The sequence below is a fragment of the Bradyrhizobium sp. Leo170 genome (assembly GCF_004296405.1).
Classification (GTDB): domain Bacteria; phylum Pseudomonadota; class Alphaproteobacteria; order Rhizobiales; family Xanthobacteraceae; genus Bradyrhizobium.
This window is the reverse complement of the sequence record NZ_PSRR01000001.1, coordinates 75,355-87,235: the sequence shown is the minus strand read 5'-3', so window position 1 is coordinate 87,235 and position 11,881 is coordinate 75,355. Positions and strand designations below refer to the sequence as shown.

The following is an 11,881-nucleotide window of genomic DNA, read 5'->3' as shown; positions in this document are numbered from 1 at the left end:
TAGACACGTCCCTACCGAGCTGACGTAGGCCCACGTCGAAAACCGCACGGGTTTTTTATGACAGTTTCATGTCACCGAACCGGTCACCACCGGCGGAGATCAGCTCAGCAAAACAAGTCCGCCCGGGAGCGATCGCACCTTCGCGCCAAAGGCTCGCGCGATCTGATCCAGAATTTCGTTGAGATTATCGATGCGAAAGCGACCGCTCACTGGCGACCGCCCGAGTTCTGAATTGACCACGACGATACGGCCGGGCCGATAGCGATTGACCTCTTCGACGACATCCGAAAGGAGCGTGGCTCGAAAGATCAGAACGCCGCGCTGCCATGCCGATATGATCTCCGGATCAACTGTCTCCAAACGCGCCGGCCCGTTGCTGTCATAACGAAGCTGCTGTCCCGGGATCACCGGCGTCGTTTCGCTGTCCCGCACGATGGCGAGGCTCCCCTGCATACAAGTGACGCAGACCAGCGGGGCCGTGCGGCCGTGCAGGTGCCGAATGTCGAACTGAGCTTCGGTGGCGGTGATCCAGCGGTCTGCCGCCAATACTGCGAGCGATCGTCCTTCGCGGGCAGTCGTTGAAAACAATGCTTGACCGCCGATCAGCTCGAGCCGTTCGTTATCGCTTTCGAGAGAACGAATGACAATACTGGTTTGGGTATTCATCCGTACCGACGTTTCCGCCGACAGCGATATATCGCGCTGCTCTCCTGTGCCGGTGCGATAATCAGCGCGCAATTCAGTAAGCGATGGCCATAAGTCCAACGGCGGACGGACCAAGGCATAGGCCGCCGCTGCTGCTGCACTCGCCAGCCCTGCCCCCAGCAGATATCGGCGGCTCAGTGATGCCGGCCGTTGCCTTTCTTCGATCTCCGCTGGTCCCGAAACGCGGCTCTGCCATCGCAAATTCCGTCCGGCAGGCTCAAGATCTCTCCAGAGACGACTTGCCGTTGCAAAGGCGGCCCCGTGGGCGGGGCTCCTGCTGCGCCAATCTCTCAAAGTTTCGGCATCGGCGACCGTCATTTGCCCGGAGGTCAGCCGCCGTACCCACGCGACCGCCTCCCGCTCAAGGGGATCCAATCCGAGATCGTGATCGCCGGCATCGGTCATCGCCGTTGTTTGCCCTCATCGGGCAGCGCTCGATCACCCGACTCCGTGCCGAGGTCATTGCCCTTCAGTGATAAGACGTTTTTCAAAGGCTCAAGCCGCACTCTTATTTTTGAGCGTTGGCGCCGCCGCGCGATGCAGTACTCCTGCGCGAGTTGAAGTTCCTTTTCGACAAGACGCTGGGAAATGCCAAGACGTCGTGCAATTTCCGCCCGCGGCATCTCATCCAGCCGGGCCATCAGCAGGATTTCGCGCCGACGCCGCGGCATTTCCTGCAAGATACTTATCAAGACCTGCCAGTCCGACTGCGCCTCTACCGTTTGGGCAGGATCCGGCGCATCATCGACAATCTGTAGCAATCCCTCGACCTCCGCAGCGCTGAGAAGGCGGTTGTTGGCATCCCGCATCCGATCCCGCGCGGCATTCATCGCGACGCCGAAGATGTAGTTGCCCGGATCGCGGATCGCGCCGAGCGCATTGGCGCGCTGCAGATTCAGCCATGCATCCTGCAAGGCGTCCCCAGCCAAATCAGACGAGCCCAGCCGAACCGTTAATCGATACTTAAGATCATCATAGCGATCGAGCAGAAACTGTCGCACCAGCCCCAGAGACGATTGGGTCACGGCAGCACTCCGGCGTGACTGGAAGCCGGTTCGACGCAGGACATCGTCACGCCGGGTCCTTTTGGGATAATGACGACTGACACCGGCTGCGTCAGCTCTGCCGGCGGGCGGGCTCCGATCTTCAGACGCTGCAACGCCTGATCGATCCCCGCGTCGATGTCGGATACGCCGGTCGAATTGAGACGCTCATAGCGCGTGACACTTCCGGCACTATCAATCCAAAGACGCATTCCAATCCGATAGTTGCCTGGCCGGCCCGCCCCAGCACCACATAGCGCGTTATGCAAACTTACTTGAATTTTTCCATAGTAATCCGTCACTACGGGCTGTGGAAGGACTGTGTGCCCGACCGGAGCAGAAACCAACGTGAACGAGGTCGCTGTGATCTGTACGGCGGAGAGCTTGCTTCCGTCCAGCAACCTCGTCAACGCCGCATCGGGCGAAAGACGGCCTTGCACTGCCGCCACCCGCCGGCCGACCACGAGATCACTATTATAAAGAATATTGCGACCAGTGATCTCGGCATACTGTTCCAAGGCCGCCGGCAGCGGTTGCGCCCGGATATTGAAATCCAGAAGAAACTCTTCGGCGAAGGTGCCGTGCGCCAAGAGGGTAATACCGAGGACAAAAATCAATATGCGCCTTAGGCACATACACCAGCTTTGCGCTGAAACTTGCGCATACAATTGGCTGCCCTCAACGATTCAAGCGACGGTCATAGCGGCGGCGGGGACCTTAAGTCGCCCATATTGCACCCACATGTCAGGATAGATACTGACGTTATTGCCGCCGATGCTGGTGCAGACGAAGGTCTTTTCGATCAACCGGCTCAAAGGACAGATCGCCGTCCGAGCGACCGCGGCGGATCAGCCACCCAGATAGGCCTTTCGCACATGCTCGTTCGCGATCAGCTCCGCGCCGACGCCAGACAGAACGATGCGACCGCTCTCGATGAGGTGAGCCTGATCGCACATCTCAAGCGCAGCGAAGGCGTTTTGCTCCACCAGTAAAACGGTCGTGCCAGCATCGCGGATGCCGCGAATGATGGCAAACGTTCGCTCGACAATATTCGGCGCGAGCCCAAGCGACGGCTCGTCAAACATGACGAGGCGAGGCCGCGACATCAGCGCCCTGCCGATCGCCAGCATCTGTTGCTCGCCGCCCGACAGGGTACCGGCCGCTTGCCGCTTCCGCTCCGCAAGACGCGGAAACTCAGTGAAGATGCGGTCGCGGTCCGCGGCGATCCCGCCCGCGTCGTTGCGCAGATAGGCGCCCATGTCAAGATTTTCCTCGACAGTCATGTGCGGAAACACGCGCCTCCCCTCCGGGTAATGCGCGATCCCGCTCGCCAGCACGCGCGGCGGTCGCGCCGCGGTGATATCCTTGCCGTCAAAGAACATCTGTCCGGAACGCAGCGGTACCAATCCGGAAATCGCGCGCAGCGTCGTGCTCTTGCCGGCGCCATTGGCGCCGATCAGAGCGACGAGCTGCCCGGCCTTCACCTGCAGCGAAATGCCCCGCAGCGCAGTGACGCCGCCATAGCCGCAGACGATGTCGCGTATCTCAAGCACGCGCGGCTCCCTGCCCGAGATAGGCTTCGATGACGTCAGGATCGTTCCGGATCTCATCCGGCGGTCCTTCCGCGATGATCCGGCCGTAGTTCAACACCACGATCCGATCCGACACGCTCATCACCATCGGCATGTCATGCTCGACCAGAAGGATGGTAACGCCGCGGTCACGGATATTGCGGATGAGTTCGACGAACGTGTGGGTCTCAGACGCATTCATGCCGGAGACCGGCTCGTCGAGCAGCAGCATCGACGGCTCCGCGGCCAGCGCCAGCGCCACGCCGACGAGGCGCTGCTCGCCATACGACAGCGAACCTGCGGGGTCGTGGGCGCGACGCTCGAGCCCGACCCATTCGACGAGTTCGGCGGCGCGCTCGCGCAGCCGGCGTTCCGACGCGCGTCCGCGCGGCAGGCCAAGAATCGCTTCGAACAGGCCAACCCGGCCCTGGCGGTGCAACCCGATCAGAAGATTGTCGTAAACCGTGTCGTTTGGGAAAACACTGGTCCGTTGAAAGGTGCGGATCAATCCGAGATCAGCGATCTGATGCGGCTTCAGTCCGTTAAGCGTGGTCCCGCGATAACTCACCTTGCCATGGGCGGGATCCAGAAAGCCGGTCACGACGTTGAACGCGGTGGTCTTGCCGGCGCCGTTCGGGCCGATCAGGCTGACGATCTCGCCCTCGCCTACCGTAAAGTTCATATCCGAGAGCGCGACGAGCCCGCCGAAGCGAACGGCGACCTGCTCCACGTCCAAGGCGATCGCACGCGAGGTCACTACGCAGGCTCCTTGGCACGTTCGGAGAAGGCAACCGGAGCAACCGTTGCGGCTTGGCGCTTCCGTCTGGCGAACCGCTGCGCCAATGAAGGTACGATGCCGCGCGGCAGTACGAAGAGGATCACGATCAGCACGCCGCCATAGGCGATCCATTGTGCTTCCGGCGCCATGATCGGACGCAGGACGACCGGCAGCAATCCGAAGATCAGGCCGCCGACGACCGGTCCGGCCAGTGAGCCCTTGCCGCCGCTGATGACCATGATCACCATCGTCACCGTGTTGATGAAGGCGAACACCTCGGGATCGATGATCCGGATGTAGTGCGCATAAAGGCTGCCGGCCGCGCCCGCGATAGCAGCCGAAATGACCGCGGCGAGCGTGAGCGTCTTCGTGACGTCGATCCCGACCGACACCGCCAGCGTTTCGTTTTCCATCAACCCGCGCATGGCGCGGCCAAAATGGGAGTGCACAAGCCGCGCGATCAGGAGATAGGCGACGACTGCGACTGCGAGCAGGAGATAATAGTTCTGCAGCTTGGTGCGCAGCGTCAATTCACCGAGACTCGGCAAGCCAATCGCGATCGACGGGATATTGGTCAACGCCAGCGGCCCCTGCGTCAGCTCGACCCAGTTCAGCGCTACCAGCCGCACGACCTCGGCAAAGGAAATCGTGACGATCACGAAATAGGCGCCGCGGACGCGGAAGGAAAGTAACCCGACGAAATAGCCGCACAATCCCGCGACCAGGATCGCCAGCGCGAGCCCCGCAATCGGCGGCCATGGTTCGTGAACCAGACGGAAGCCGCCGGGCAGGCCGATATCGAAGCCGAGCGAGGTCAGCGCGCTGACATAGGCGCCGATGCCGAAGAAGGCGATGTGACCGAGGCTGAGCTGGCCGGTGAAACCGAGCAGGAGATTGAGGCTCATTGCAGCGATGATGAAGATGCCGGTCGTGATCAGCGCGTTCAGGAGATAAGGATCGCGCAGCCAGAGCGGCACGGATGCGAAGGCCGCGAGCGCGAGCATGGTGATCGCTGCCCTCATCCCACGCGCTCCGAACGCGCGAACAGACCGGTGGGCTTGAAGATCAGCACCGCGATGATGATCAGGAAGCCCATCGCGTCCCGATATCCCGACGATATGTAGCCGGCGCCGAGTTCCTCGGCCAACGCCAGGATGAAACCGCCGATCACCGCGCCGGTGATGTTGCCGAGCCCGCCGAGGATCACGATCGCGAACGCCTTGACCGCGGCAAGATCGCCCATCTGGGGAAAGATCACATAGACCGGGCCGAGCAGCGCGCCGGCCGCGGCGGCCAGGCTCGAGCCGATCGCAAAGGTCGAGGTATAGATGAGATCGACGTTGACCCCCATCAGCGACGCGGTGTCCTGGTCCTGGAACGTCGCGCGCATCGCGCAGCCGAGCTTGGTGCGGTTGATGAGCAGGTACGTCACCACGATCAGAAGCGCTGCGGCCGCCAGGACGAACAGCCGCAGCCAGGAGACGGAGACAGGCCCCAATACAAGCGGCGCCTCCGGAAACGGTGTCGCGACCGATTTCGCGACCCCGCCCCATATCCACAGCGTGGCGGATTGCATCGCGATCCAGGCGCCGATCATCACCAGCATGGTGGTATCGATATCGGAGCCGCGCAGCGGCCGCAGCAAGGTCAGTTCAATCACCGCGCCCAGGAGCCAGCCCGCGACGACAGCGACAGGCAACGCGAGGAAGAAGTTCAACCCAAGCTGCTGCACCACGATGAACATGATGTAGGCGCCGAAGGTATAGAGCACGCCGTGCGTAAAGTTCACCACGTTCATGATGCCGAAGATCAAGGTCAGCCCGATCCCCAGCAGCGCGTAGGTGCCGCCGAGGACAAGCATGTTGATCAGATGTTGCAGAAACTCGCTCAAGGCGGCTCCGTGCTAAAGCGCGATAGGAATTGGTTGAAGCGGTCGGTCCGCAAACTCCACCTCTCCCGCTTGCGGGAGAGGTCGGCGCACCCGGATCGGCGCTTCGCGCCGTCCGAGTACAGGCTCCGCGCCGGGTGAAGGCTCTCTCCACACGGCGACTCGCGGAGATACCCTCACCCCAGCCCTCTCCCGCACGCCGGAGAGGGAGCGGAGCGCCGTCGTTGCTCGCTTCAATCTCATCGTCACAGCGTCTTCATGTCGACTTTGCCGTCGCTGATCTCGATCAGGTAGACGTTCGGCTGGCTCTGGCCGCTCTCCTTGCCTGCAGGTCCGGACTTGCGGAATACGATATCGCCGTTCAAACCCTTCACGTTGATGTCCCACAGCGCCGCCTTGATCGCCGCGGGCTCCGCCTTGCCCGCCTTCTCGATCGCGGCCGCCGCGGTGCGAATGCCGTCATAGCCGCGGAAGCTCTCGGTGCAGCCGGCGAAATCGAAGCCGCGCTTCTTCCATTCCGACACGAAATAGTTGGTCGCTTCCGGGTTCGGCGTCTTCTCGGGGAACCAGGGCAGGAAGGTCGTCAAGTGCATGGTGCCGTTGGCCGCGGCGCCCGCCTGCGCGATGATCTGATCCGGATTCTGCGAGCCGCCAGTGGCGATGATGCGCTTCTTCAGGCCCAGCGCCGCCGCCTGCTTGAAGATCAAGGTGAGCTGGTCGACCGCGGTCGTGACAATGACGGTTTCGGAGTCCGAGCCCTTGATCTTGGAGAGCTGCGCGCTCATGTCCTGCGCGCCCTGGTCCATGGTCTCGACCAGGCCGATGCCGATCCCCTTCTCCTTCATCATCTTGCTGAAATCCTCGGCGGTGCCGCGGCCCCAGTCGTTGTTGATGACGAGGAAATCGACCTTCTTCAACGCGAGCTTGTCGACGATGCCCTTGAAGGCCGCGGCTTCGACCGACGACGGCGGCGAGATGCGGAAGATGAAGGGGTTTCCGGTGGTGGTGATCTTGCTCGACGACGACGTCTCGACGACCATCGGCGTCTCATACTCGATCAGCTTCGGCATCACCGCGAGCGTCAGGCTCGAGCCCCAGGCGCCCATCAGCACCGGCACCTTGTCGCTGGTGATCAGCTTCTCGGCGACGGCCGCCGCTTCGGTCGGATTGCTCTTGTTGTCCTCGATGACGAGCTCGATCTTCTTGCCGAGAATGCCGCCCTTGGCGTTGATCTCGTCGGCGGCGATCTTGGCACCGTTGACGACATAGGTGCCGGAGGCGGCAAACGCGCCGGTGAGCGGTTCGTTCACGCCAATCTTGATGGTTTGCGCCTCGGCCCCGCTGCCAAGCAAAACCGTCACCAGCGCAATTGCCGGAACAATCCTGGAAGTCCTTATCATGTGGCTCTCCAATTCCTCTGTTGATCTCCGCGCAGTCCCAACCTCGCCACCCCGCGATATGGGGAGACGCCGAAACATCATGCCGTTCCGTCTCGCTTGACGAAGCGACCCAACCAGCGCGCGATGCGCGCGCGCAAAACTCCCGAAATCATCGAAAATCCCTCCAGCTCCTTCGCGGTTGCCTGCTCGGGCGAGGCCCCCGACATGCGGCGATCGAGATTGGCGGCAAATTCCGCGGTCAGCCGCTCGGCGAGGTCGCGCACCAATCCCGGCCGCCCGACCTGCGCCAGCATTCCCGTCAGCGTGTATCCGATTAAGAGATCGACGCGCGTCGCCACGCCCTCTTCGATCGGCGCCAACCGGTACCGGATTTCGCCCTGGGTCGCCGATCGGCTGCGCCGGTCGTTGCCGATGCCGACGATGCGACCGGAGAGATTCCTCGGTTCGCGCTCGATGCGCGCCGTCCCCTGGAAGCTCGCGGCGATCGGACCAAGCTTGACGCGGATGGCGCCTTCGACCCGTTCGGGGCTCGGGACCGCCGTCAACGACGCGCCTGGCAGGCAAGCCGCAACGGCGGCGATGTCGTCGAACATCGCAAAGACATCCTTTGGCGGGTATGGAAGCGTGAAGTCCCGTTCCAGCCTGTTGGCCGGCGTGAAGTCCGCCATCTCGGCCGGCGATACCGCCGCCTCGGATGCATAGGCGGGTTCAGCCTCAATTGGCCGCGACGCCTGGATCGCGCCCTCTCGCCCGCTTCGCCCGGAGCCCGCTGGCCCCAGGACCTTTCGGCCTCCGTCCGGTTCGGGCGCGATATTGCGGGCACGCCGCGCCGCGATCACGGACTGCACGGCACGCACGATGCCGACATAACCGGTGCAGCGGCAGAGATTGCCGCTCAAGCCGATGCGAATCTGGCGCTCGTCGGCCGCGGTCAGGCGCAGGACGAGGTCGCGCGCGGAGACCAGCATACCCGGCGTGCAATAGCCGCATTGCAGGGCGTGCTCGCGGGTGAAGGCGGCGCGGAGCTCGGTCGTGATGTCATCCTCATCGAGGCCCTCGATCGTGGTGATATCGGCACCCTCGCAAGCCACCGCATAAGTGATGCATGAGCGCGCTGGCACACCGTCGAGCAGCACTGTGCAGGCGCCGCAGACACCATGCTCGCAACCAAGATGCGTACCGGTCAAATCAAGCTTGTCGCGAACGAAGTCGGCCAGACTCGTGCGCGGCTCCGCCTCAGCCTGTACCGCACGTCGGTTGACGTTGAGCGCAATCATGTTCATGCGGCCGCCTCACGGACGGCGCGCCTGAGCACGCTCACATGGATATGTCGGTCGGCCGGATTGCCGATGCCGGCCTTGGCGAGAAGAGCGTCGGCGACGCGCACGTCAAAGCGCTCCTTGTAGTCGCCGGCGATGCGCCCGCCGAACAGTTCCGCGGCATCCGAGATCACGATCGGCGTGGTGTCGATCGCGCCCATCACCACGCGCGCCGTCGCAGCGCTCGGATCGATCATCACGGCGCCGAGCGCATGCGCGAACTCGCCGGTCTTGCGGCAGCTCTTGACGTAGCCCCAATGCGCCGATGCCGGCCGCGCCGGAACATGGATGGTCTCGACGATCTCGCCGGGCCGCAAAATGGATTCAAGCGCGCCAAGGATGAAATCTTCCATCGCGACGGTACGCGCTCCTGCGAGGCTGCGCAGCGTCAGCCGCGCGCCGAAAGCCGCAAACGCCGACACCCAGTCCGCGGCCGGATCGGCATGGCTGAGCGAGCCGCCGATCGTGCCGCGATTGCGCACCGCGCGATAGGCAATGTTGGCGGCGACACCCCGCATGGCGCCACGCGTCACATCCGGCGTTCGTCCATCCTCGATGTCGGCATGCGTGATGCAGGCCCCGAGCACGAGTTCGTCGCCGCGTCGCTCGGCCTGCTTGAGCTCGGCAAGGCCGGTGATGTCGACGACCAGTTCCGGCTGGACCAGTCGCAGGTTGAGCATCGGACCTAGCGACTGCCCGCCGGCGATGATCTTCGACGCCCCGTTGGCTTCCGCCAACAGCGAAAGCGCTGCCGGCAGGTCGCGCGGACGCTCATAGCCGAAGGGCGCGGGTTTCATGCCGCCGTCCTTTCTGCATCGCGAGCGGCGAGCACAGCCTCGACAATACGGTGCGGCGTAATCGGCGACTGCATCATCTCGACGCCAAGCGGTCTCAACGCATCATTGACGGCATTGGCGATCGCGGCCGGCGGTGCGATCGCGCCGCCCTCGCCGATGCCCTTCACCCCGAACTGCGTATAGGGCGACGGCGTCTCCATGTGATCGAGGCGTGCAGCGGGCACCTCGGTCGGTCCGGGCAGGAGATAATCGGCGAGCGTCGTCGCAAGCGGCTGGCCGGATGCGTCGAACGGCATCTCCTCATAGAGCGCGGTGCCGATACCCTGCGCGAGGCCACCATAGATCTGGCCGTCCACCACCATCGGATTGACCAGCACGCCGCCATCCTCGACGACGACATAGTCGAGGATCTCGACTTCACCCAAATCGGGATCAACGGCGACGACGGCTGCATGCGCGGCGTAGCTGAAGGTACCGCTGTCGCGCTGCGGCTTGTAGCCGGAGGTGACCTCAAGTCCGCCGGGATCGACGTCGGCAGGGAGATCCTGCGGGCGGCGATACCAGGTGTAGGCGATCTCCTTCAACGTCACGCTGCCGTTGACGCCGCGGACCTCACCGCTCTGCAGCACCACCGCTGCCGGATCGTGCTGCAACAGCTTGGCACCGATGCGCCTGGCGCGCTCGCCGAGTTCGCGGCACGCGGTTGCGACTGCGCCACCCGCCATCACCATCGAACGCGAACCCCAGGTGCCCGTCGAATAAGGAGTCATCGCGGTGTCGCCGAGGATGATACGCACGTTGGCGACATCAATGCCGAGCATCTCGTGGGCGACCTGCGCGAGCGTCGTCTCCATGCCCTGCCCGTGCGAATGCACGCCGACGCGCAGTTCGAGACCACCATCCGGCGTCAGTCGCGCGGACGCCTGCTCGTGACCCGGCACCATCGGAATGCCCCAGCCGGCATAGACCGAGGTGCCATGTGCCGCCTGCTCGCAATAGATGGAAACGCCGACGCCGATCCGCCGTCCATCAGCCTCTCGCTTGCGCTGCCGGGCGCGGACCGCGTCGACATCGATCGTCGCCAAAGCTCGCCGCATCGCCTCGGGATAGTCGCCGCTGTCGAAGTGCTTCTTGGTGATGTTGTCGAACGGCATCTGCTCCGGCCGGATCAGGTTGCGCAGGCGCACTTCGCCGGGCTCGAGGCCCGCTTCCGCGGCGACCAGATCCAGCATCAGTTCCAGCGCAAAGCAGACGCCGGTGCGCGCGACGCCACGATAGGGCAGGATCGGGCACTTGTTGGTCGCAACCGAGAAAGTCCGGCAGCGATAGGCCGGCATCAGATAGGGACCGGGCAGGATGCTCGCGACCTGCGCCGCCTCGAGACAGGCCGAGAACGGATAGGAGGAATAGGCGCCGGAATCCACCGTCGCCTCGCAATCGATGCCGCGCAGCCTTCCGTCGCTGTTGGCATAGACCGTGATCTTGTAGTGATGCTCCCGGCAGTTCGAACTCGCCGTGAGATGCTCGCGGCGATCCTCGGTCCAGCGCACCGGATGACCACAGCGCATGGTCAGCCAGGAGAGGCAGACTTCCTCGGGAAGCAGAATTCCCTTGTGGCCAAAACCGCCGCCGACATCGGGCGAGATCAGGCGGATCCGCCCCTCCTCCATGCCAAGGCATTTGGCGAGGCCGCTGCGGGTGACATGCGGCATCTGGGCGGCCGAATAGAGCGTGAGCTGATCGAGCCGGTGATCGAAGGTCGCGACCACGCCGCGCCCCTCAAGCGGCGACATGCACTGCCGTGCGGTCGATATCTCGCGCGTCACCTTGATCGGCGCATCCAGCGCTGTTGAGATGTCGACCTCGTAGTTGGTCTCGAGGAAGACGTTGTCGCCCCAATGCTCGTGCACCAGCGCCGCACCAGGCTCGCGCGCCTTCAGCATGTCGTAGACGGCGGGAAGCTCTTCGAGATCGAGCGTGACAGAAGCCGCGATGTCCTCGGCTTCGGCGCGCGTCGGCGCCACGCACATCGCGACGAGTTCGCCGACCTGGCGGACCTTGCCGCTGGCCAGCACCGGCTGTTCGGAAATCTTGAAGCCCGGCAACGCCGACACCGCGCGGATCGGCTTGACGCCGATGAGATCGGCGGCAGTGAAGACTTTTCCACGATAGCGCTCGGGCACATGGATGCCACTGATACGCGCGTGGGCCAGCGGGCTGCGCACGAACGCAACATCCTGCAGCCCGGCAAGACGAATGTCGGCCACGAACTGGCCGCGGCCGCGCATCAGCCGATCGTCCTCCTTGCGTGACAGCCGCGCGCCGACGCCCTGCCCGGCGCCTGCCCCTGGTGCGGAGGAAAAGTCACGCTCGTTACGCA

General features: G+C 63.7%; 11 protein-coding genes. All 11 read right to left on the bottom strand.

The features are described from left to right. Window positions 1-99: 99 nt before the first annotated feature. The gene (locus CWO89_RS00390; RefSeq protein WP_130576639.1) at window positions 100-1,110 is read right to left on the bottom strand and encodes a FecR family protein; all 1,011 of its coding nucleotides are present in this window, start codon (window positions 1,108-1,110) and stop codon (window positions 100-102) included. Then, a complete protein-coding gene (locus CWO89_RS00385; RefSeq protein ID WP_130576637.1) occupies window positions 1,107-1,730 on the bottom strand; it encodes an RNA polymerase sigma factor in 624 nt (207 codons plus the stop codon). Before CWO89_RS00385 ends, CWO89_RS00390 begins: the two co-directional genes overlap by 4 nt. After that, the gene (locus tag CWO89_RS00380) at window positions 1,727-2,365 is read right to left on the bottom strand and encodes an STN domain-containing protein (RefSeq protein WP_165420930.1); all 639 of its coding nucleotides are present in this window, start codon (window positions 2,363-2,365) and stop codon (window positions 1,727-1,729) included. The genes CWO89_RS00385 and CWO89_RS00380 overlap by 4 nt, the downstream gene beginning before the upstream one ends. Before the next feature lie 231 nt (window positions 2,366-2,596). After that, entirely contained in the window at window positions 2,597-3,301 is a 705-nt protein-coding gene (locus tag CWO89_RS00375) for an ABC transporter ATP-binding protein (protein ID WP_165420929.1), read from the bottom strand. After that, window positions 3,294-4,076 (bottom strand): ABC transporter ATP-binding protein, encoded by a 783-nt coding sequence (locus CWO89_RS00370; protein ID WP_130576632.1) that lies wholly within the window; start codon window positions 4,074-4,076, stop codon window positions 3,294-3,296. The genes CWO89_RS00375 and CWO89_RS00370 overlap by 8 nt, the downstream gene beginning before the upstream one ends. Next, window positions 4,076-5,119: a branched-chain amino acid ABC transporter permease gene (locus CWO89_RS00365; RefSeq protein WP_130576629.1), complete on the bottom strand. Its 1,044-nt coding sequence runs from the start codon at window positions 5,117-5,119 to the stop codon at window positions 4,076-4,078. The genes CWO89_RS00370 and CWO89_RS00365 overlap by 1 nt, the downstream gene beginning before the upstream one ends. After that, entirely contained in the window at window positions 5,116-5,988 is an 873-nt protein-coding gene (locus CWO89_RS00360; RefSeq protein ID WP_028164695.1) for a branched-chain amino acid ABC transporter permease, read from the bottom strand. Before CWO89_RS00360 ends, CWO89_RS00365 begins: the two co-directional genes overlap by 4 nt. A 242-nt stretch (window positions 5,989-6,230) precedes the next feature. After that, a complete protein-coding gene (locus CWO89_RS00355; RefSeq protein WP_130576627.1) occupies window positions 6,231-7,385 on the bottom strand; it encodes an ABC transporter substrate-binding protein in 1,155 nt (384 codons plus the stop codon). A 77-nt stretch (window positions 7,386-7,462) separates the two neighbouring features. Beyond that, on the bottom strand, window positions 7,463-8,668 hold the full coding sequence (locus tag CWO89_RS00350; protein WP_130576625.1) for a xanthine dehydrogenase family Fe-S subunit: 1,206 nt from the start codon (window positions 8,666-8,668) through the stop codon (window positions 7,463-7,465). Beyond that, window positions 8,665-9,501 (bottom strand): FAD binding domain-containing protein, encoded by an 837-nt coding sequence (locus tag CWO89_RS00345; RefSeq protein ID WP_130576623.1) that lies wholly within the window; start codon window positions 9,499-9,501, stop codon window positions 8,665-8,667. Before CWO89_RS00345 ends, CWO89_RS00350 begins: the two co-directional genes overlap by 4 nt. Further along, window positions 9,498-11,789, bottom strand: coding sequence for a xanthine dehydrogenase family protein molybdopterin-binding subunit (locus CWO89_RS00340; RefSeq protein WP_245475601.1), 2,292 nt, complete (start codon window positions 11,787-11,789; stop codon window positions 9,498-9,500). Before CWO89_RS00340 ends, CWO89_RS00345 begins: the two co-directional genes overlap by 4 nt. Window positions 11,790-11,881: the final 92 nt, after the last annotated feature.

Bases quoted from the DNA above. Each gene is read 5' to 3' on its own strand.
- CWO89_RS00365 (WP_130576629.1), bottom strand. From the start codon at position 5,119: ATGAGGGCAGCGATCACCATGCTCGCGCTCGCGGCCTTCGCATCCGTG.
- CWO89_RS00345 (WP_130576623.1), bottom strand. From the start codon at position 9,501: ATGAAACCCGCGCCCTTCGGCTATGAGCGTCCGCGCGACCTGCCGGCA.
- CWO89_RS00355 (WP_130576627.1), bottom strand. From the start codon at position 7,385: ATGATAAGGACTTCCAGGATTGTTCCGGCAATTGCGCTGGTGACGGTT.
- CWO89_RS00350 (WP_130576625.1), bottom strand. From the start codon at position 8,668: ATGAACATGATTGCGCTCAACGTCAACCGACGTGCGGTACAGGCTGAG.
- CWO89_RS00390 (WP_130576639.1), bottom strand. From the start codon at position 1,110: ATGACCGATGCCGGCGATCACGATCTCGGATTGGATCCCCTTGAGCGG.
- CWO89_RS00340 (WP_245475601.1), bottom strand. From the start codon at position 11,789: ATGCGCGGCCGCGGCCAGTTCGTGGCCGACATTCGTCTTGCCGGGCTG.